The sequence below is a fragment of the Mycobacterium sp. NBC_00419 genome, assembly GCF_036023875.1.
In the GTDB taxonomy this organism is placed as follows: domain Bacteria; phylum Actinomycetota; class Actinomycetes; order Mycobacteriales; family Mycobacteriaceae; genus Mycobacterium.
In genome coordinates, this window is the sequence record NZ_CP107931.1 from 1,628,405 (window position 1) to 1,649,010 (window position 20,606).

The 20,606-nt window shown below is 69.0% G+C and carries 16 protein-coding genes; 3 read left to right on the top strand and 13 right to left on the bottom strand.

Features of this window, described 5'->3' with window-relative positions:
• Positions 1 to 5: 5 nt before the first annotated feature.
• From OG976_RS07475 to OG976_RS07500, 6 genes are all read right to left on the bottom strand, one after another.
• Positions 6 to 887, bottom strand: coding sequence for a polysaccharide deacetylase family protein (locus OG976_RS07475; RefSeq protein WP_328359983.1), 882 nt, complete (start codon positions 885 to 887; stop codon positions 6 to 8).
• Positions 888 to 931: 44 nt separating this feature from the next.
• On the bottom strand, positions 932 to 2,254 hold the full coding sequence (locus OG976_RS07480; RefSeq protein ID WP_328359986.1) for a PhoH family protein: 1,323 nt from the start codon (positions 2,252 to 2,254) through the stop codon (positions 932 to 934).
• Between the two features lie 203 nt (positions 2,255 to 2,457).
• Complete coding sequence (locus tag OG976_RS07485) at positions 2,458 to 3,288, bottom strand: acyl-ACP desaturase (protein WP_328359989.1); 831 nt, start codon at positions 3,286 to 3,288, stop codon at positions 2,458 to 2,460.
• Positions 3,289 to 3,351: 63 nt separating this feature from the next.
• Positions 3,352 to 4,815, bottom strand: coding sequence for a glycine hydroxymethyltransferase (locus OG976_RS07490; protein ID WP_328359992.1), 1,464 nt, complete (start codon positions 4,813 to 4,815; stop codon positions 3,352 to 3,354).
• Positions 4,816 to 4,853: 38 nt separating this feature from the next.
• Positions 4,854 to 9,962 (bottom strand): beta strand repeat-containing protein, encoded by a 5,109-nt coding sequence (locus tag OG976_RS07495; RefSeq protein ID WP_328359995.1) that lies wholly within the window; start codon positions 9,960 to 9,962, stop codon positions 4,854 to 4,856.
• Between the two features lie 40 nt (positions 9,963 to 10,002).
• Positions 10,003 to 11,208, bottom strand: a complete 1,206-nt coding sequence (locus OG976_RS07500) for a DUF885 domain-containing protein (RefSeq protein WP_328359998.1) — start codon at positions 11,206 to 11,208, stop codon at positions 10,003 to 10,005.
• Between the two features lie 30 nt (positions 11,209 to 11,238).
• Here OG976_RS07500 and coaA point away from each other — a divergent pair, with 30 nt between their 5' ends.
• A complete protein-coding gene (gene coaA, locus OG976_RS07505) occupies positions 11,239 to 12,177 on the top strand; it encodes a type I pantothenate kinase (protein ID WP_328360001.1) in 939 nt (312 codons plus the stop codon).
• On the opposite strand, the gene OG976_RS07510 is transcribed toward coaA, so the two are convergent.
• Both OG976_RS07510 and OG976_RS07515 read right to left on the bottom strand, forming a co-directional pair.
• Entirely contained in the window at positions 12,174 to 12,590 is a 417-nt protein-coding gene (locus tag OG976_RS07510; RefSeq protein WP_328360004.1) for a hypothetical protein, read from the bottom strand. The two genes, coaA and OG976_RS07510, sit on opposite strands and share 4 nt — an antisense overlap.
• Before the next feature lie 225 nt (positions 12,591 to 12,815).
• Positions 12,816 to 13,052, bottom strand: a complete 237-nt coding sequence (locus tag OG976_RS07515) for a hypothetical protein (RefSeq protein WP_328360007.1) — start codon at positions 13,050 to 13,052, stop codon at positions 12,816 to 12,818.
• On the opposite strand from OG976_RS07515, the gene OG976_RS07520 reads away from it, so the two are divergent.
• Positions 13,027 to 16,188, top strand: coding sequence for a hypothetical protein (locus OG976_RS07520; RefSeq protein WP_328360010.1), 3,162 nt, complete (start codon positions 13,027 to 13,029; stop codon positions 16,186 to 16,188). The genes OG976_RS07515 and OG976_RS07520 overlap by 26 nt on opposite strands.
• Here OG976_RS07520 and OG976_RS07525 read toward each other — a convergent pair.
• From OG976_RS07525 to OG976_RS07540, 4 genes are all read right to left on the bottom strand, one after another.
• Entirely contained in the window at positions 16,185 to 16,586 is a 402-nt protein-coding gene (locus OG976_RS07525) for a hypothetical protein (protein WP_328360013.1), read from the bottom strand. The genes OG976_RS07520 and OG976_RS07525 overlap by 4 nt on opposite strands.
• A 111-nt stretch (positions 16,587 to 16,697) precedes the next feature.
• Positions 16,698 to 17,105 carry a hypothetical protein gene (locus tag OG976_RS07530; protein WP_328360016.1) on the bottom strand — a complete coding sequence of 136 codons (408 nt, stop codon included), beginning with the start codon at positions 17,103 to 17,105 and terminating at the stop codon, positions 16,698 to 16,700.
• A gap of 160 nt (positions 17,106 to 17,265) precedes the next feature.
• A complete protein-coding gene (locus OG976_RS07535; RefSeq protein ID WP_328360019.1) occupies positions 17,266 to 18,636 on the bottom strand; it encodes a hypothetical protein in 1,371 nt (456 codons plus the stop codon).
• Positions 18,637 to 18,655: 19 nt separating this feature from the next.
• Positions 18,656 to 19,450 carry a (2Z,6E)-farnesyl diphosphate synthase gene (locus OG976_RS07540; RefSeq protein WP_328360022.1) on the bottom strand — a complete coding sequence of 265 codons (795 nt, stop codon included), beginning with the start codon at positions 19,448 to 19,450 and terminating at the stop codon, positions 18,656 to 18,658.
• Positions 19,451 to 19,503: 53 nt separating this feature from the next.
• Between OG976_RS07540 and trhA the strand changes: the two genes are divergently transcribed.
• Complete coding sequence (trhA, locus tag OG976_RS07545) at positions 19,504 to 20,238, top strand: PAQR family membrane homeostasis protein TrhA (protein WP_328360025.1); 735 nt, start codon at positions 19,504 to 19,506, stop codon at positions 20,236 to 20,238.
• Here trhA and OG976_RS07550 read toward each other — a convergent pair whose 3' ends face one another.
• A complete protein-coding gene (locus OG976_RS07550; RefSeq protein ID WP_328360028.1) occupies positions 20,239 to 20,598 on the bottom strand; it encodes an SgcJ/EcaC family oxidoreductase in 360 nt (119 codons plus the stop codon).
• Between the last annotated feature and the right edge of the window lie 8 nt (positions 20,599 to 20,606).

Genomic DNA, 20,606 nt, shown 5'->3' on the forward strand with positions numbered 1-20,606 from the left:
GTCGGCTAGGCGCCGTTGTTCGCCCCGCCGGAGTTGGCCCCGGGGATGTCGGTGATCGGGATGTTCGGCATCGGCTTGGGTGACGGGGTGGCCGGCAGCGTCGGGATGTCGGCGGGCGCGATGTCCTGCAGCGCATTGACCGGCGGGCCGTTGTCCCGTGAGCCGTAGACGCTGCCCGGAGCGCGCGGTCCCAGCATCTGGCTGACCGTCACCAGGTGGTAGCCGTTGGCCTTGAGGACCGGGATGAACTGGTACACCAGGTCCACGGTCGAGGAGTAGGTGTCGTGGAACAGCACCACCGAGCCCGGCTTGATCTGGCTCATCAGCATGTAGCGGGTGGCCGCGGTGTTGGAGTCGTTGATCCAGTCGAACGGGATGACGTCCCACAGGATGGCGGCCACGCCGTACTGGGCGGCGACCTTGTTGACCGCGTCGTCGGTGAGCCCGCCGGCCGGGCGCCACAACGTCGGGGTCTGGCCGGTGGCGGCCTTGATCGCATCGTTGGCCTTGCTGAACTGGGCCGGGACGTCCTCGACGGGGATCGCCGTCATGTTCGGGTGCTCCCAGGTGTGCGAGCCGATCTCCATGCCCGCGTCGGCCACCCGCTTGGCCCCGGCCGGGTTGGCCGCCACCTTGTTGCCGATCATGAAGAACGTCGCCTTGGCGTCGGCGTCGCCCAGGATGCCCAGCAGCCGGTCGGTGTAGGGCGTCGGCCCGTCGTCGAAGGTCAGCGCCACACACTTGACCACCGCGCAGTCCACCGCGTCGGCTTTCGCCACCTTGACGTGCCCGGTGAAGCCGCCGATGACGACGACAGCCACACCGGCGCACACGCCGATCACGGTCCGCAGATAGGACCAGGACGGGCTGTCAGGACGGCGTCGCACCCGGAAAGTTTACCGGGCACGCCTGGACGGTCCCTGTTACGCGCTCAGGGCAGGGCGCCGGGGGTGATCTCCTCGAGCATCTCGGTGACAAGCGCCGCGATCGGCGAACGTTCGCTGCGCATCAGCGTGATGTGGGCGAACAGCGGATGCCCCTTGAGCTTCTCGATGACCGCGGCCACCCCGTCGTGGCGCCCGACGCGCAGGTTGTCGCGCTGGGCCACGTCGTGGGTGAGCACCACCCGCGAGCCCGCACCCAGTCGCGACAGCACGGTCAGCAGCACGTTGCGTTCCAGCGACTGCGCCTCGTCGACGATGACGAACGAGTCGTGCAACGAACGCCCGCGGATGTGGGTCAGCGGCAGCACCTCGAGCATCCCGCGGGAGAGCACCTCTTCGAGCACCGCCGGGCTGGCGAGACCTTCCAGGGTGTCGAACACCGCTTGGGCCCACGGGCCCATCTTGTCGCTCTCGCTGCCCGGCAGATAGCCGAGCTCCTGGCCGCCGACGGCGTACAGCGGACGGAACACCACGACCTTGCGCTGGGTGCGCCGTTCGAGGACCGCTTCCAGGCCGGCGCACAGCGCCAGAGCCGACTTGCCGGTGCCCGCCTTGCCGCCGAGGGAGACGATGCCCACCGACTCGTCGAGCAGCAGATCGAGGGCGACGCGTTGTTCGGCTGACCTTCCCCGGAGGCCGAACACTTCGCGATCGCCGCGGACCAACTGGACCTTCTTGTCGGCGTTGACCCGGCCCAGTGCGTGCGAGCTGCCGCCAAGCAGCCGAACACCGGTGTGGCAGGGCAGGTTCCGCGCGTCGACGAGGTCGATCTCGCCCTCGGCGAAGAGCGTATCGATATCCTCGGGAGCCACGTCGAGCTCGCTCATCCCGGTCCAGCCGGAGGTGATGACGTCCTGCGCGTGGTACTCGTCGGCCGGCAGGCCGACGGCGCCGGCCTTCACCCGAAGCGGGATGTCCTTGGAGACCAGGGTGACTCGCTTGCCCTCGGCGGCGAGATTGGCCGCGCAGGTGAGGATCCGGGCGTCGTTGGTGTCGGTGCGGAAGCCCAGCGGCAGTACCGTGGGGTCGCTGTGGTTCAGTTCAACCTGCAGCGTACCGCCTTGTGTCCCAACGGGAATCGGCTGATCGAGGCGACCGTGCTCGATGCGAAGGTCGTCGAACAATCGAAGCGCCTGCCGGGCGAACCAGCCCAGCTCGTGGTGATGACGCTTGGCTTCCAATTCACTGATGACCACGAGTGGTACCACCACTTCGTGTTCGGCGAACCGGTTGCACGCCCACGGATCGGAGAGCAAGACGGAGGTGTCGAGCACATATGTCCGACGTTCGGGCGACGACGATTGGGTCACTGGGCGCTCCTTTGAGCAAACAGCCGGTCCGCGCGGCCCCGCACGAACCTTCCGAGGGGCACAGCAGCACCAGGACCGGAGCCGGTCCTTTCGTCGAAACGATTGGTACCGCCCGGATAGCAGAGCATGTCGCTAGCCATCAACGGCGACGCTACTCCGATGCGAGCCCGCGCGCCGGGCAGGCGCGCCGCGTCATATGGCTGTTACGCGAGGACGAATGTGCGCACGACCGGCTCGTCGCTCAGACCCCAGTGCTTGATGGTGTCGGAGACCACGGTGCGCGCCGCAGCAAGGTCGAAAATGCCGGCCGCAGCGACGTTGGCGACCTTGTCCTGGTACTCGATGATGTCGCCGCCGACGACGCCGAAGGCACCGGCCCGGCGGGCGATCGAGCTCAGCGTGGAGTCGCGGCTGACCTCTTCGAGGCAGTAGTTCACCAGGTTGCGGAAGAACTCGGTGTGGCGTTCCTCGTCGGTGGCGATCCGGCCGATCAGACCCTTGAGCACCGGCTCGGTGATCTTTGCTTCCAGGTTGCGCAAGTACACCGCGTAGGCGCCCTCGAGGAAAGCCATGAACACCAGCGTCTCGATCTGGGTCAGCTTGTCGCCGCGGTAGCCGCGCATGACGTGCGCGACGCGGACCTGCTCGTCGGCGGCCGGGTCGAAGTTACGGGTGACCACCAGGTACTCGCGCAGCGCGATGGCATGCAGGTTCTCCTCGGCGGTCCAGCGGCCCAGCCAGCGGCCCCACTTGTCCTCGAGGATGAAGTGCTCGACGAGCTCGCGGTGGTATCCGGCGAGGTTGTCCTTGGTGATCAGCATGATCTCGCAGGCGTCGACGACGTCCTTGGGCAGCGTGACCTGGGACTGATCCCAGTCCTTTCCGCCCAGGAAGGCGAAGTTCTCGCCCTGGTCGAACGGGACGTAGTCGTGGGCGTACCACTCCTGTGCCGTCTCCAGGAAGCGGGCCAGATTGTCGGCGACAACCGGCTCAAGTTCGAGGGTCAGCGAGTTCGCGACAGGTTTCTGTGCCATGCGGTTACTGTAACTCACCGACACGGCTGTCAAAAAATCGCGCCGCCCGCGTTTCGCGAGTTTTTAGAGGGTCAGGCCGGGATACAGCGGGTTGGCGTCCAGCAGCTCCGCGGACGCGGCGTGCACCCGGTCGGCCGTGCCGTCGGCCAGCACATACTTGGCCTTCGACGGTCCGGCGCTGGCCGGGGCCGGCTGAGTATTGGACAGCACCTCGACCACCAGCTCGGCCACCCGGTCGAATTCGGCCGGGCCGAAACCACGCGTGGTCAGCGCCGGGGTACCGAACCGGATACCGGAGGTGTACCAGGCGCCGTTGGGGTCCGCCGGAATCGAGTTGCGGTTGGTGACGATGCCCGAGTCGAGCAGCGCCGACTCGGCCTGCCGGCCGGTGAGCCCGAAGCCCTGCACGTCGAGCAGCACGATGTGGTTGTCGGTGCCGCCGGTGACCAGACGGGCGCCGCGCTTGAGCAACCCGTCGGCGAACGCCTGGGCATTGTCGGCGACCCGCTGGGCGTAGGCCTGGAACGACGGCTGGCGCGCCTCGGCGAACGCGACGGCCTTGGCCGCCATCACGTGCGACAGCGGACCGCCCAGGACCATTGGGCAGCCCTTGTCGACGGCGTCGGAGTACTCGGCGGTGGCCAGCACCATGCCGCCGCGCGGACCGCGCAGCGACTTGTGCGTGGTGGTGGTGACGACGTGGGCGTGCGGCACCGGATCCTCGTCGCCGGTGAACACCTTGCCCGCCACCAGACCGGCGAAGTGCGCCATGTCGACCATCAGGGTGGCGCCGACCTCGTCGGCGATCTCGCGCATCTTGGCGAAGTTGACCCGCCGCGGGTAGGCGGAGTACCCGGCGACCAGGATCAGCGGCTTGAACTCGCGGGCGGTGGCGGCGACGGCGTCGTAGTCGATCAGACCGGTCTCCGCGTTGGTGCCGTAGCTGCGCTGGTGGAACATCTTGCCGGAGATGTTGGGCCGGAAGCCGTGGGTGAGGTGCCCACCCGCGTCCAGCGACATGCCCAGCAGGCGTTGGCTGCCGAGCTTGGCGCGCAGCCGCTCCCACTCCGCCTCAGACAGGTCGTTGACGTTCTTGACGCCGAGATCGGCCAGCGCGGGCGCCTCGATCCGGGTGGCCAGGATGGCCCAGAACGCCACCAGGTTGGCGTCGATGCCGGAGTGCGGCTGGACGTAGGCGTACGGGGCGCCGAACAGTTCGCGGGCATGCTCGGCCGCAATGGACTCGATGTCGTCGACGTTCTGGCAGCCGGCGTAGAACCGGTGCCCGACGGTGCCCTCGGCGTACTTGTCCGACAGCCAGGTGCTCATGGTCAGCAGCACCGCCGGGGAGGCGTAGTTCTCGCTGGCGATCAGCTTGAGCGACGCGCGCTGGTCGGCAAGCTCCTTGCGAGTGGCCGCAGCGATGCGCGGTTCGACGGACTCGATGACCTCAAGGGCGCTGCGGTAGGCCTCGCTGGCGGTGGCGGCGTAGTCGGTGGCGCCGGACAGAATCGCGTCGGTGGACATGCCAAGAGCGTAGTCGGCGCGCCCATGGCCGGAGTGGCCTACCCGATCACCACCGGCGCCGAGAACTGCGAGGTGTTGGGGGCCCCGGCGGTCGGCGTCGCGAGCACGGTGATCCAGTCACCGGCCGCCAGTGCCGTGGCGTCGACCTCGACGCTGAAATCCGACGGGCTCGAGGGCACCGTTGCGAGCAGCCGCCTGCCCTCGACGTTGCCCGCGTCGCCCGCCGGGCTGCTGTACACCTGCAGCTGGAACGGCCCGGTGCCGGCGACCGATCCGGTGACCCGCACCGTCGAAACACCCTGCAGTGTCGCCGATTGCACCACCGGGGCGGGCTGACCGCCGTTGCCGCCGTTGGTCAGCGCGATACCGAGACCGGTGTTGGCGTAGATGGAGTTCGCGGTGAGCGCGTTGCCGATCGATGTCTGGCCGTTCACCGTCACCCCGTTGCCGGCGTTCGCGGTGATGGTGTTGCCCTCGACGGACAGATTCGTGACACCGCCGGGAATCTTGAAGTTCGGGTAGTAGGCCGCCTCGAAGGTGCCCCCGGCACTGGCGAACGCCGTCGACTGCTGCGGGTTGGTCACCGGGTCGGCGGGCGTGTAGAGCCCCTCGTAACCGCCTGCGGCGTCGTACAGGTAATTCATCCCGGCCACAACCCGCATTCCGGTGTTGAAGAACTGCTGGCTCATCTGCGGCATGTTCTGCGTGTACGCACCGGCCAGCGGGCTGAAGAACGACACCGAAGTCGCCGTCATCTGATTGGTGGTGTCGGTGGGATCGACCGTGTAGCCGACCTTTCCGCCGGAGTTGAGCAGATCAACCGTCAGCTGACCGGTGAACACCGACGACGCGGTGTACCCGGGCAGGGTGAGGATTCCGCTGGGGATGCCGAGGTCGATCACGACCGTCCCCAAGTCGGAGGTCTGCGACTGGTAGGTGACGCGGCCGGTGGCCGGCTGCCAGTCCGGTGCGCTCTGGCCGCCTTGGGACAAACCGGACGGTGCGAGATCGGTGTAGGCGTAGGGGGTGCCGGACGTGACCGTGCTGTCCAGGCCCAGCGTGACGCCGTCGGCGGTGATGACGTAGCCCGGGCGCATCGTGCCGTCCTGCATCTCGGCCAGGTTGAGGAAGGTGTTGTACGCCTGATTGCGCCCGTTGGCGGTGGGGTCGGTTCCCAGTCCGGTGCGGTCGAACCCGACGCCGAAGTTCGACACCGGGGCCAGCACACCCGGGTTGGCATCGTAGGTCGCCCACCACCCGCCCGGGATCGTCACGGTGCCGGCGCCGCCCGTGCCGGCGGTGATGGCCACCTGCTGGGTGCTGCTGCCGTTGGTGATCGTGACGGTGCCCGCATCGGTTTTGGTGGCGAAGGTGGCACTCGCGGCGGTGGTACCCGGCTGCGGCGTCATCGACGCCCCGACGGCGCTGACCACCAGGACCGGGGCGTAGGCCGTCGCGACCTTCTGGTCGGCGGTGATCTCGGACCAGGTCGCCTGCGGGAAGGTGATCTCGGGGTTGACCCAGGTGCCGAAGAACAGCCGATTCGAGCTGTTGAGATAGACGTAACCCTTGGTGCCCTGCGAGGTGTCGAGATAGGGCACGAGGTCCTGGCCGAAGTACAGCCCGCGCGAGCCGGTATCGAGGTAGACCGCGATGGACTGTTCTCCGTTGAGGGACACCATGACCTGCGGACCGGTGGGGATCGGCTCGTCGTAGAAGCCGGGGTCGTTGGCATACGGCAGCACGTAGTGGCCCAGGACATACGGGTTCTGGTCGGCCGGGTTGCCGGGATTGTTGTCGGTATAGCCGCTCAGGGGATTGCCGAAATCGTTGAGCGCCTGGCCGATTCCGGCGCCCAGGAGAATCCCGTCACCGCCGTTACCGGTGATGATGTTGCCTTTGACGGTCGTCCCGGTGAAGTCGCCGCCGGTGAACTCGATGCCGTTGCCCTGGTTGTAGCGCAGCGTGTTGCCGGAGATGGTCAGGCCCTCGACGCCGCCGGGTGCGGTGATCGCGTCACGCCGGTTGTACTGAATCGTGTTGTCCGCGATGACCGTTCCGGTGTAGTCGCCCGCCGCCAGCACGATGCCGTGGGCATTCGGGCCGCCGGAGGTGTAGCCCCACGGGTTGGTCTGCCCCTTGATGCCGATGGTGTTGTTGCGGATCGTCAGGCCAGTGGTCGCTTGCAGGGTTTCGATGCCGAAGCCCGAGTTCCCGAAGATGGTGTTGTAGCTGATGGTGGTGTTCGCGTAGTTCTGACCGGCGAACTGGATGCCGTCATAGACGTTGCCGGAGATGGTGAAACCGGTGAGCACCGAGGACGGCGAGTCGCCGTTGAAGACCACACCGGAGTTCGTGAAGCCGGTGATGGACCCGCCGCGGGCGAACGTGGCCGTCACGTTGCCGCCGATGAACAACCCGACTCCCTGGGAGTTGGGCAGGCTGCCACTGAGGGTGACCGGGCCGTTGGCGGTGACGGCCGCGGAGTTCGTGACCACCAAGCCGCCCAGCGGGTTACGCGCTCCGACCCGTCCGTTGAAAGTAACGGTGTTGCCGGCCGCCGAGACCGACAGCACATGACCGGCGCCGGCAGCCGAATCCACGTCGCCGCCGAAGGTGATCGCGGCGTTGGTGGTCTGCACCGAGGTGGGACCGGCGACCGTCGTCGCGCCGCCCACGGTGAACGCACCACTGGCGGCGACGTAGGCGCCGTTGAGGGTGAGGTCGTCGCCGTAGGACTGTGCGCCCGTGGTGGCGACGGCCGCGGTGACGGTCGATCCGCCGCGGTCGGTGCCCAGCGCCGCTAGCGGCACGTCGCCGCCCACGGCCCGCACGAAGGTGGTGGTGCCGCGCGAATTGACCTGCAGCGACTGCACTCCGGCGTTCGCGGCGTCCACGGTGCCGGAGAACGTCACGTCACCCCGGGCGTCGACGGTGGTGTCGCCGGTCACCTGCGTCACGCCAGCCACCGAGAATGTGCCGCCGGCGGTGTAGGTGCCGTCGAGTTCGGCGTTCTGGCCGTAGGACTGCGCACCCCGGGTGGTCACCGAATGCAGGTTGACTGTCGACTGGCCGCCGTTGGGCCGCAACCAGATCACCTGTTCGGCGACGTCGTACATGACGTCGAAGTCATTGAACATGTTCAGGCCGGTGTTGACGTTGGGGACGTCGATGGCCGCGCCGGTCTCGTTGACGTAGCCGACGAGATTCACCGAGGCGATGTTGCCTGCCGTGGTCTGCCAGACCAGCGGAGCCAGCCCCTTGGTGGTGGGGAACACGGCGACGAGGGTGGCACCGGCGGTGAGGTTGCCGTCCGCGTCCTCCCCCGGCTTGGGCAGGTCGGGCAGCCGCAGACCGGTCGAGCCGGCGCCGCTGTCGATCAGGCTGGGCAGCGGCCCGTCGCCCACCGGCACCGGGAACGGATTGCCCACGATGTACTGGGGGCTGAAGCCGAACTGCTGGAGCAGCGGATACCCGGAGATCGGGTAACTGCCCGCGGACTCCGGGTAGTTGGGGTCGGGATTGAGGATCTCTGAAATCGGTACGGCATAAGTGAATTGGGCCCGCAGCGCATCGGTGACCCCGACGGTCAGCGATGGCGTCGTGCCGATCGGGCCGAGCTGGGCGAGGTAGCCGCTGGAGAGGTTGCCGGGCAGCTGGAACAGCGGGCTGGTGATGAACGACCCCGGCGCGTAGAGCACCTGGCCGTTGATCTGCTGGACGCCGAACGCACCGCCGAAGTCACCGGCGAAGGGGCCGCCGAACGGCGCGCTCACCGGAATCGGGGCACCGCTGCCGTTGGTCGCGCTGACCACCGCCGAGATGTCCACCGGCTGAGCCGTCGACACGGTGTGGGAACCGGAGCCGATGGTGATGGTCGCGGCGGTGACGAGACCGTTGAGAGTCTGGCCGCTGGTGTAGGTGATGTCGGCCTGTTCGGTGCCGGGCACCACGCCGGTGAAGTAGGCCGGGTCGTACCCGGCGAAGAACCCGTTGCCGCCGGTGTCGAACAGGTACTGCCGTGACGGGTTGTTGCCGATCGCGACGTCGATGCCGTACTTCACCGTGACGCCGCCCGCACCCGCGACCGGCACGAAGCTCAGCGGGATGGTCTTCGAATCTGCCGACTGCTCGATCTGCAGGGGTGCGATACCCCGTGTGGTGAGGGTGCCCAGCGGCGTGTAGGAACCAATGTCGCCACCGAACGTTGTTGTCCCCAAAGCGGTTACGGTCAGCGATTGGCCGCCGAACCAGCCCCGCCCGTCGACCGTCGAGGCGAATGCCGCGTTACCGGTCCCGGCGTCGATCTCGGTGTCGCGGGCCAGGATCACCGGCGCGTTCAGTGACACGCCGAGCAGTCCGCGCACCCCGTCGGCGACCGTCACCGGGCCCGGCACCGAGGTGACGTCCACCCAGCCGGTGAACGCCGCCGCCGACTCGAAACGCAGCGAGTCGATACCGGCGGTGGTGAAGTCGGTGGCCGCAGTTCCCCCGGTGAACACGAACCCGGCGCAGCCGGCGTTACTGGCGCCGTTGGCGCTGACGTGGCTGACCGTGGATGCGCTGAACTGCGCGGCGTTTCCGAAGCCCGGATCGCCGGACACCTCGATGGTGTCGCCGGTGGTGCGGAAGTAGGCGACGCTTCCGGTATTCACGTCGACGGTCAGCGAGTTGCCGGTCTGGGTGGCGGTCACCCCGGTCGGCACGAAGCCGAACATGCTGCGCCGGACCAGCAGCAGTCCGCCTTCGACGAGGTCGGTGATCGGGTTGGCGGGCAATGTCGACACCCCGTCGAAGGCGTCGTTGAACGCGTGGTTGACGGCCGTGACGACGCCCTGCTGGATCGTGGGCGCGGTGAAGCCCCAGCACGCCGCGCAGGACGTATTTCCCGCCCGGCGCGGGGTGGTGGTTTTCGCCGCGCTGGTCGAGGCGGCCGGGCGACGGGATGCACCGGTTGCCGTGGCGCGGGGGGTGTTCGGCGTGTGCCCGGAGACCCGCTTGGGATGGTCGCGCGCACCGCCGGCATGCGACGGGGAACCGGTCGTCCCGCTGTCGGCGGCGGCCACGCCGATCGGCGGGCCGAGCAGGGACAGGCCCAGCACGAAAGCAGCAGCACCGACATGGGTCGCCCCCCGCGAAAACGACATGTCGTGAACCGTATAACCGCGGACGCGGTCTAGCAGTGCGTTACTTCAAGGACGACGGAATCAGTGGCTCGTCCAGCAGCCGCCCGAAACGCTCGGTGAGTCCCACCCCGGCGGGGCGTTCATCGAGCCAAGTCCGCAGCAACCGGTAGCCCTCCACATAGGTGCTCGTGTAGGCCCGCCACAGCGGCGAGGACAGAAACCGCAGCGACTGCCGCGCCCGGGTGTCGTCGATCAGCAGCCAGCGCTGCAGGAAGGCGGCGACGTCGTCGGCGTCGCGGTGTTCGTCGTGCAGCATCAGCGCCGCGTCCTGGCGCACGTCGGCCAGGGCGGCTGAGGCCTCCGAAAGCGCTTCGGCGCGTTCGCCGTCGAAGCGCAGACCGAGATCGGCGTAGATGTCGGTGGCCCAACTCCCCCAGCCCGGGCCGACCGCGGCGTAGAGCGCCAGGTCGGCAAGGCCTTCGGCCATCAGACACTGCGGGGTATTGACCAGGAAGATCGTCTGCTCCTGCTGGTCCTGCCCGGCGACCAGGCCGGCCTCCTTGCGGCAGTGCTCGGTGTGATGGCCGGGGTAGGACTCGTGGGCGACCAGCCGCGGCAGGTTGGCCATCTGCTGCTTGAGGTCGGCGTTGACCGCCACCGTCGAGCGGTAGTCGCCGTCGTAGTAGTTGAACCCCGACCACGGTTTGTCGGTAACGACCTCGTAGACGATGGTCTCGGCGTCGGGCAGCGGGTAGGTGGCCCTGACCTTGTCGCGCAGCGCGCTGGAGAAGGCGTGGATGCACTCCTCGAGGCGCTGCGGCGGGATCTCGTCGGAACTGCGGTGAGCGGCCATCCGCTCGACCAGTGGCCCGCTACCCCCGAGCACCTCGTCGATGCGGGCGTGGGCGGCGCGGTAGCGGTCCTCGTCACCGCGGCTGATCCGCACATCGAAGTAGGCCTGTACTTCGTCGACGAACCCGACCGGTTCACCGGCGAACTTGCGGGCCGAGAAGGCCAGGGCACGCAGGTGGGCGCCGATGAAGTCGGCGCGCTGGTCGGTGAAGCTGTCGGTGCGCGCAACCTGCGGCAGAGCCCCCAGCAGGCGCTGCGCCTCGCGGGCCAGCTCGGCGGGCTGCGGGGCGGACTCGTCGGCCACGGCACGGCGCAGCGCCGGGTCGCCGGTGAACGAGTCGACGTAGCCTTCCTCGATGCGGTCGAAACGCAAACCGAGCATGAGGTAGTCGCGGATGAGGGTGCCGGGCTGCATGCCGTCCACGCTAACTGCAAGACTGTGCCCATGGCGCGGCTGAGCGAACCCAGCCCCTACGTGGAGTTCAACCGGACTGAGTGGCGCGGACTGCGCATGTCGACCCCGTTGAAGCTCACCGAGGACGAGCTGACCGGGCTGCGCGGTATGGGCGAGCAGATCGACCTGCTCGAGGTCGAAGAGGTCTATCTGCCGCTGGCCCGATTGATCCATCTGCAGGTTGCCGCGCGCCAGCGGTTGTTCGCCGCAACCGCGGAGTTCCTCGGCGAGCCGCAGCAGAATCCCGACCGGCCGGTGCCGTTCGTGATCGGCGTGGCGGGCAGCGTGGCCGTCGGCAAATCGACCACCGCACGCGTGCTGCAGGCGCTGCTAGCTCGCTGGGAGGACCACTCCCGCGTCGACCTGGTCACCACCGACGGATTCCTCTACCCCAACGCCGAGTTGGGCCGTCGAAACCTGATGCACCGCAAGGGTTTTCCAGAAAGCTACAATCGACGCTCACTGATGCGTTTCGTGACGTCGGTGAAATCCGGTGCCGATCAGGTGTGCGCGCCGGTGTACTCGCACCTGATCTACGACATCGTGCCGGGCGAGAAGCACGTCGTCACCCATCCGGACATCCTCATCCTGGAGGGGCTCAACGTCCTGCAGACCGGTCCCACGCTGATGGTCTCGGACCTGTTCGACTTCTCGGTGTACGTCGATGCCCGCATCGAGGACATCGAGCACTGGTACATCGAGCGGTTCCTGGCGTTGCGCAGCGGCGCATTCGCCAACCCCGCGTCGCACTTTCATCACTATGCGGGGTTGTCCGACAACCAGGCCGTCGCGGCCGCCCGCGACATCTGGAGTTCGATCAACCGGCCGAACCTCATCGAGAACATCCTGCCGACCCGGCCGCGCGCGACGCTGGTGTTGCGCAAGGATGCCGATCACGCGATCAACCGGCTGCGGCTGCGCAAGCTCTAATTGGCGGTACCGGTCAGCGGGTTGAGCCGCAGTACGGGCAGCGGGAAGGCCACTTCAGCTTCGCCCTCGGGGTCCTCGTACAAGCCGACGGTGTACACGCCCGCGAAGTACACCGAGATCGACAGATAGTGCGCGAAGACCCGGAACTTGACCGGCGTGCCCGGGTTGTCGGGCCACTGCCAGGCGAAGTCGAGCAGGCCCATCCGCTCGCCCTCAGGCGATTTGGCGATGATGAATCGCCGCATCTCGTAGTCGGTACCACCGGTGGTGTGCACGCCGAGGACCAGCGGGATGGTGATCTGGGTGGGGAAGCTCTCCACCAGGCAGCTGGTCATCGGGAAACCTTCGGCGGTCACGCCGCCGGCTTCCTCTAGGACTGCCCTTCGGGATGCCGCGAATACGTCGACCTGCATGACAGCAAACCCTAGTCGGGGTTTGTCCTCGGCGCGGCAAGCCGGTGGATATGCCGGGTGAACTCCTCAGGTCCTTTTGATCGCAAACGGCCGCTTCACAGCTCACCCATAGCTACAGTTCGATCTGCGCTGAGGTCGGGTTCAGCAGATAAGCCTTCCCTCCGTGTGCCCATCCGTCAGGCAGTACGCACCCCCGGAGGACCTCGCGATGACTTCAACCGTTCCTCAATCCGGTTCTGCCGCCTGCTGGGTGGGCCGTGTCGGGGGGCTTGCGGTGGCGTTGGGGGTCGGGGTCGGGATTGCGTGGGCGGCCGGCAGCGCGCAGGCCGATACCGGGTCCTCGTCGACCGGATCGTCGGCGCGGCAGCAGTCTTCGCACTCGGCGTCGTCGTCGAAGGCCGGGACGCGGACAACGGCCGTGCACCCCTCGGCGGCCGTGACCGGCCCAGTCGCCACGGTCACCCACACGCCCACCGTCACCTCCCGCGCGGCGGCATCGACCGCCAGGACCGCGGTCACCGCCCCGAGCGTTCCCGTCGCCTCGATCAGCGCGTCGTCCACCGGCAACCCGATCGCCGACTTCGTCGCCATCTTCGTCAGCGACGGCACCGCCGACCATCCCAACGCCGGCCTGCTCGTCGGCAACGGCTACAGCTACACCACCGCCACCTGCGCCAGCCTGTCGTGTGCGGGCGGGCGCGGCGGCCTGCTGTACGGCAACGGCGGCAACGGTGCCAAAGGCGGCCCCGGCGGCGTCGCCATCTTGTTCGGCAACGGCGGAAACGGTGGCGACGGCATCGCCGGCGTCAACGACGGCCGTGGCGGCGACGGCGCTTCCGGCGGACTGTTCAGCGGCCGGGGCGGCGACGGCGGTCACGGCATCGACGGCGTCGCCGGAGTCAACAACGGCGCCGGAACAGCCGGTGGAAATGGCGGCGGCACAGGACTTTTCGCGGTATCGAGCACTGCGGGTAACGGTGGCACCGGCGGCAACGGAGCCAACGGCGGCAACGGGGCTGCGGGCATCGGCGCAGGGGCCAACGGCGGCAGCGGCATTACGGGCGGCGCCGGCGGCGCGGGCGGAAACGGCGGCAGCGCCGGGCTGTTCGCCCTCTTCAGTGTCGGCGGCAACGGTGGCGAAGGCGGCAACGGCGCCAAGGGCGGCAGCGGGGGCAGTGGCGTCACCGGGTCCGACGGCGGGGCCGGGCAGGCGGGCCAGGCCGGCGGAAACGGCGGAGCGGGCGGTACCGGCGGCGCCGGCGGCGTCGGCGGCACAGCCGGTCGCGGCTCGATTTTGTTGGGGCGCACGGGCGCTAACGGCGACGGCGGCAACGGCGGCAACGGCGGCGATGCGGGCACCCCAGGCGACGGCGGCGACGGCGGCGACGGAACAGCCGCCGCACTCGACGGCGGCAACGGCGGGGCCGGCGGGCAGGCGGGTGCCTTGGGTCTGGGCGGTGCGGCAGGCGCGGCCGGAGGCAGCGTCGGAAACGGCGGCACGCCGGGCGCCGCCGGGACGGCGGGCACCGGCATCAGTGGCCTGTTCGGTTCAGGCGGCGACGGCGGCGACGGCTTCAGCCCCACCACGCACGGAACCGACGGCGGCAAGGGCGGAAACGGCGGCGATGGCGGCACCAACGGCAACGGCGGCAAGGGTGGCAACGGCGGCAACGGATTCGCCGGTGCAGCAGGTGACACCCCGAGCAGCCCCGGCCAGTCGGGCCTGACCGGTCAGACCGGCGGTAAGGGCGGCGCGGGCGGCAACGGCGGAACCGGCGGTTCGGTCATCGGTAACGGTGGCGCCGGCGGCACGGGCGGAAACGGCGCGCGGGGCGGAAACGGCGGCGCCGGGTCCAACGGCGCGGACGGCACCGATCCCGGCCAGAACGGCGGAGACGGCGGTAGCGGCGGCAACGGCGCTAGCGGCGGTGCGGGCGGCGCCGGCGGGAACGGTGGCGGCGTGGCCGTCGGCGGCTCGGGCACCAAGGGCGCCAACGGTGACGGCGGCAGCGGTGGCGACGGCGGCAACGCCGGGGCGGCCGGTGACGGCGGCGACGGCAAGAACGGCGACGCGTCCTCCCCCGACGGCGGCAACGGCGGAAAGGGCGGCGATACCGGATTCCGCGGCCAGGGCGGAGCGCGCGGACTGGCCGGTACCGGCGGCACAGGCGGCACCGCCGGCTCCAACGGAACGGCAGGCACCCTGGTGTCCGGGGTCTCGGGCAACGGCGGCGACGGTGGTGACGGCTGGGATGCCACCACCCCCGCAACCAACGGCGGCAACGCGGGCAGCGGCGGAAACGGTGGCAGCAACGGCAACGGCGGCAAGGGCGGAACCGGCGGTGACGCCTCCGACGGAGACGGCGGCAATGGCGGCAACGGGGGCAGCTCGTCGGTGACCGATGGCACCGGTGACCGCACCGGCGGCAACGGCGGCGCGGGCGGAAACGGCAGCGACAACGGCGGAAACGGCGGCAACGGCGGCTCGGTGTTCAACTCCGGGACCGGTAGCGCCACCGGCGGCAACGCCGGCTCGGGCGGCACCGGGACCACCGGTGCCGGCGGCACCGGTGGCAATGCCGGAAACGCCAAGATCCTCAACACCGGCTCGTCGGCCGCCGCCACCGCAGGTGCAGCCGGCAATGGCGGGAACGGAGCCGGCGGCGGCAACGGCGGCACCGGGGGCAGCGCCGAGACCGCGGGAACCGGATCCGTCACCGCGACCGCGGGTGGGGTGGGCCGTGACGGTAGCGCGGGACCAGGTGGAAGCGGCGGTGATGGCGGCGACGCCATCATCACCAATACGTCGTCGACCGAAAACGCGGTCGGCGGTGCCGGCGGTGCGTCAGGGACCGGAACGGTCGGCGGCAATGGCGGCGCGGGTGGCAATGCCTCCAACCGTGGCAGCGGCGACGCCAGTGGCGGAAGCGGCGCATCCGGCCAGGACGGAACCATCACCGGCGGCAAGGGTGGGCGTGGCGGCAGCGCGGTGACCGAGGGCGGCGGACGGTCGACCGGCGGCAACGGCGGCTACGGCGGCGCGGGCGGAACAGGCACCGGCGGCGACGGTGGTCAGGGCGGTGCCGGCCTCGTGACCAGCCTCAGTTCCGGCATTGTGGTGGGCGGCGACGGCGGACAGGGCGGAGACGGTGCGACCGTCGGCGGCATCGGCGGCGCCGGCGGTACCGCATTGACCAACGGAACCGGGGACGCGTTCGGCGGCGCCGGCGGATGGGCTGGTAGCTCGTTCGGTGGTGCGGGCTCCAGCGGCGGACTCGGCGGCAGCGCCATCATCGTCAACTCGACCTCTGACGGGTCGGCGTACGGCGGCAAGGGTGGCATCGGTGGTCTCGGCACCACGACGGGCGGCACCGGCGGCGGTGGCGGCGCAGCCAGCACCTCAGGCACGGGATACGCCAGCGGCGGCAACGGCGGCCAAGGCGGTCTGGGCATCTCCGGCGCCAACGGCGGCAACGGCGGAAATGGCGGAGACGCGTTGTCCCCCAACGATAATGCGACCGGAGGCACCGGCGGACCCGGCGGCGGCGCGTTTCCTCCCGGCACGGCCGGATCCGACGGCGCGAACGGCACTCCCTAGCCCTTGATCCGTCGTACCCCGAGGTACTGCAGGTCGGCGAACACCAGGGTGTACACGCCGCCGGCGATCACCGCGACCACACCGGCGGTGGTCAGGTCGACCGGGCGCGCCAGCACCACGACCACGGCAGCGACGGTGAACAATAGATTGGCGATCGCGGTGATGATGCCCGCGGTGCGCACGCGTTCGAGTCCGGCGCCCAGGAACACCGCCGTGGCATAGACGAGGAAGGTAGCGCCGATGGCGTACTCGGCGGCGGTCGGTAGTCCGGTGAGCGTGGATATCGGCCCGGCCGCCACGATCAGGGCAAGACCGCACAGCCCGGAGCACACGGCGTCGACCCGCATGGCCATCCGCAGCAACGAGTCGGAACGAGTAGCAGTGGTCAGAGTCGTCATGAATCTTCCTTTCTCAGTGGGGAATTGAAGGTCTCAGTGGGGAATTGAAAGCCGGTGCGGGGCGGCCCGCCGAAACCTCTACGGCGGCGCCCCACACCGGCGGGGCGGGAGTCACGCCAGACGGCGCACTCCGAGGTACTGCAGGACCGCGAACACCGCGGTGTAGGCCGAGCAGGCCAGGGTCACGGCCACCCCGGCCGAGGTCAGGGGCAGCACACCCGACATCGCGATAGCGACGATGCCGGCCGTGCCCACGGTGTTGAACACCGCCAGGGCGATGCCGACCCGTCGCACGTCGGGCATGGCGGCCAGGGCGTAGACCCCGAGGCCGTAGAGCACGAACATCGCGCCGATGACGTACTCCTGGACGGCGGTCAGGCCGGTGAGCCGGGCCATCGGATCAGCCATGGCCGCGATGCCCAATCCGAGGAACCCGGTGAGCGTGGCATCGAGCCGCAGGGCGAACCGCAGCAGTGAATCAGTGGAATCCGAGAGTGGTCGGGTAGCGATGGCGGTCATGACAACGGCTCCTCGATGAGCGGTGGTTCGGACACCTTCGAGGCTGCTGCGCAGTCACTGCCAGATCGAGGCCTCACACTGCCAACTACTGCCAAGCGCAGGTCAGCGACGATGCGGGCGAGGAACGAGCCCGAGGAGGAGCTGACCAATCAGGTCAGTGTCAGGGCTGCGACACCGCCACCTGCGCGCGCAGGTCGGCGGCGATCAACCGGGCCGCCGCGTTCTGCCAGTTGTGCAAAGAGCGCTGCGGCACCTCGGTGACGAACCACTGCCAGGCCTGGCGGGCCACCGGGTCCAGGCCTGCCGCCGTGGCGTTCTGGGCGTAGGCCCGCACGCCGACGACGTACGGGAAGTACAGCGAGTTGTAGTAGCGCCAGTGTTCGGTGGTGCCGAACTCGCCACCGTCGCGTGGCTTGAGCCGGGCGATGTGATCGGCCAACACGGCACGTAATTCGTTGGCCCGTTCCAGCGGCTGGTCGGGTGCGCCGCGCGCAGCCAGCCGCTCGTCGATCACCGGGAGCTGGGTGAGCGGACTCGCGACGAGTTTGGACAGATCGCCGTAGTGGCCCAAAGCGCGCCGGGTCAGCCGGGCGAAGGTGTCCTCGGCTACCCCGTCGAGCGGGTTGGGCGACACCAACGGCAGCGCCGCCTCGGTACTGCGTAGCGCGGCGCGCTGGGCGGCAAGTCGCGGCGAGCGGGAGAACGCCAGCCGGTCGAGCAGCCCGGCCAGCGGGTCGGCGAGCACGTTGATCGCGATCGCGATCGCCAGGCTGGTGAACAGCAGCACGGTCAGCGCCGTCCGTTCCGGCCCGCCACCGCCGACCACGGCCATGCCGATCAACGCCTGTCCGCCGAACAGCACCGCCACCACCGACGTTCCGACGAAGGACCGCAGCATGTCGGCGCGCAAGGCCTGGCCCTCGTCGAAGGCGTCCCACAATGCGACCGCCACACCCAGCAGTAGCACGTCAAAACCGGTGGAGGCCAACGCAAGCCAGCTCGGCAGCAAACCCAGCGGGATCACCAGGATCGCATTGCCCAGCGCGAAGAACAGCGTCGCGACGACCACCACCCCGGCCACCCGCACCGGCTGGGACGGCCGGCGCACGGCGGCGACCATCGCCCCGAGCGTGGAGGCCGAGATCACCGCGAACATCACCCAATGACCGGCCCGCAGTGGGCCTTCGACGCTGCCCGCCATCCCGGAGCCGACCAGCGCCAGCGCGGCGACCACCGTGATCAGCGTCAGTTCGGTGGCCCGGCTGCGCCAGGTGTCCGACGGGCGGGCCAATTCGAGTACGACCGCGAACCATGCCACCCCGGGAACGGCCACCAGATATATCTCGATCTGGCTGAGGAGCTCGGAGTGGGTGACGCTGACCAGACGCACAGCGTCCAGCGCCACCACCGCGGCGAAACCGCACAGGCCGACGGCCGCCAAGGCCAGCACCGGCTTTCGCGAATCCCGTGCCAGCAAGTACAAGCCCAGCCACCAGCTCAGGGTGAAGACCACCGCCGAGAGCGCAGCCATGGATTCAGTGTCGCACGCGCTACTGCCCGAAGCGCCGGTGTCGGCGGCTGTAATCCCGCAGCGCGCGCAGAAAGTCGACCCGCCGGAACGCCGGCCAGTGCGCGTCGGTGAACCACATCTCCGAGTAGGCGCTCTGCCACAGCAGGAATCCGGACAGCCGCTGCTCGCCGGAGGTCCTGATCACCAGATCGGGGTCGGGCTGCCCGGAGGTGTAGAGGTTCTCCGAGATGCCATCAATGGTGACGGCCTCGATCAGCTGCTCGGCGGTGGCGCCATTGGCCAGTTCCTTGCTCAGCAGCGCGCGCACGGCGTCGACGATCTCCTGCCGGCCGCCGTAGCCGACAGCGACGTTGACATGGAACGAGGACGGCGGAAGGCCGGCGGTGGAGTCCACCGCGTCACGCAGCCGGCGGGCGGGTTCCTCGCCGAGCAACTCCAGATCACCGACGGTCCGGACGCTCCAGCGGTTGGTCGGCGCGCAGATCTCCTCGACGACGTCGGTGATGATCTCGATGAGGGCGGCCAGCTCGCCCGGGTCGCGCTGCAGGTTCTCGGTGGACAGCAGGTACACGGTGGCCATCTCGATGCCGGCGTCGGCGCACCAGCGCAGCATCTCGGCGATCTTCGCCGCGCCCATCCGGTAGCCGATGCTGACGTCGTCGTGACCAGCGTCACGAGCCCAGCGCCGGTTGCCGTCGCACAGCACGGCGATATGCCGCGGTAGCTCGGACTTCGAGCGCGCGAGCTCCTGGCGCAGCCGCATCTCGTAGAGCCGGTAAGCCGGTTCTTTGAGGCGAGGCGGAATGATGTCCACGACCAACCAGACTACTGTGAGCAGCACGTGCCCCCGCGCGCAATGGAGGTGACATGACCGCAGGAGTCGACACCACCGATCCCCGCCGTTCCCAATCGTCGGACGCCGAGGACTTCCCCGAAGCCGTCGTCGACGCCGCCGTCGAATTCCTCGGAAAGCCGCGATTACGCGGCTGGATTCACGTCTACGCCGCCGTGATCGCGGCGATCGCCGGCGCAGCCCTGGTCTCGGTGTCGTGGTCGTTGGAGTCCACCCGCGCGGGCGTCGCCACGCTGATCTACACGCTGACGATCGTGGCGATGTTCACCGTCAGCGGCACGTATCACCGGGTGAACTGGACTTCACCGAACGCGCGCAAGTGGATGAAGCGCCTCGACCATTCGATGATCTTCATCTTCATCGCCGGCAGCTACACACCGTTTGCCATGCTGGCGTTGCCGGAACGCAGCGGCGCCGTTCTGCTCACGATCGTGTGGAGCGGGGCGGCGGCCGGTGTGCTGCTGAAGTGCTTCTGGCCCTCGGCCCCGCGGTGGGTCGGGGTTCCGCTCTACCTGCTGCTGGGCTGGGTCGCGGTCTGGTTCATCGTGCCGATCATGAACGGTGCCGGGGTCACGGCGATGGTGCTGCTGATCGTCGGCGGCGCCCTGTACAGCATCGGCGGTGTGCTCTACGCACTGAAGTGGCCCAACCCGTGGCCGACGACGTTCGGCCACCACGAGTTCTTCCACGCCTGCACCGCGGTGGCGGCGATCTGCCACTACATCGCGATGTGGTTCGCCGTCTTCTAACTAACTGGTGCTGATGTTCTCCGGGCCCCAGTAGGCCTTCATCGAGGCGATCTTGGCCTCGGCGTCGAACGTCATCACGCTGATGATGCTGATCTTCATGCCGTGGATGGCCAACGTCCAGTAGAACGCCGCCTCATGGCCGAGCACCCGCAGCGTCTCGATATCGGCTTGGCTGCTGGCGTTTTCGACCGCGGTGTAGAAGGCGCGGATGGCCTGGCGGCCGATGTGCACCTCGCCGCCGACCGGATCCTCGACGGTGGCATCCGCGGCGTACAGCGTCGCGATGGTGTCGGCGTCGCCCTTGGCGACGGCATCGAGGTACTGATGGACGGTCTGGGTGATCTGCTCGGCACTCGGCATGGCCGGAA

Coding starts and splice junctions, on each gene's coding strand:
- OG976_RS07485 (WP_328359989.1), bottom strand. CDS start 3,288: ATGGCACAGAAACCTGTCGCGAACTCGCTGACCCTCGAACTTGAGCCG.
- OG976_RS07490 (WP_328359992.1), bottom strand. CDS start 4,815: ATGTCCACCGACGCGATTCTGTCCGGCGCCACCGACTACGCCGCCACC.
- OG976_RS07495 (WP_328359995.1), bottom strand. CDS start 9,962: ATGTCGTTTTCGCGGGGGGCGACCCATGTCGGTGCTGCTGCTTTCGTG.
- OG976_RS07500 (WP_328359998.1), bottom strand. CDS start 11,208: ATGCAGCCCGGCACCCTCATCCGCGACTACCTCATGCTCGGTTTGCGT.
- coaA (WP_328360001.1), top strand. CDS start 11,239: ATGGCGCGGCTGAGCGAACCCAGCCCCTACGTGGAGTTCAACCGGACT.
- OG976_RS07510 (WP_328360004.1), bottom strand. CDS start 12,590: ATGCAGGTCGACGTATTCGCGGCATCCCGAAGGGCAGTCCTAGAGGAA.
- OG976_RS07525 (WP_328360013.1), bottom strand. CDS start 16,586: ATGACGACTCTGACCACTGCTACTCGTTCCGACTCGTTGCTGCGGATG.
- OG976_RS07530 (WP_328360016.1), bottom strand. CDS start 17,105: ATGACCGCCATCGCTACCCGACCACTCTCGGATTCCACTGATTCACTG.
- OG976_RS07535 (WP_328360019.1), bottom strand. CDS start 18,636: ATGGCTGCGCTCTCGGCGGTGGTCTTCACCCTGAGCTGGTGGCTGGGC.
- trhA (WP_328360025.1), top strand. CDS start 19,504: ATGACCGCAGGAGTCGACACCACCGATCCCCGCCGTTCCCAATCGTCG.
- OG976_RS07550 (WP_328360028.1), bottom strand. CDS start 20,598: ATGCCGAGTGCCGAGCAGATCACCCAGACCGTCCATCAGTACCTCGAT.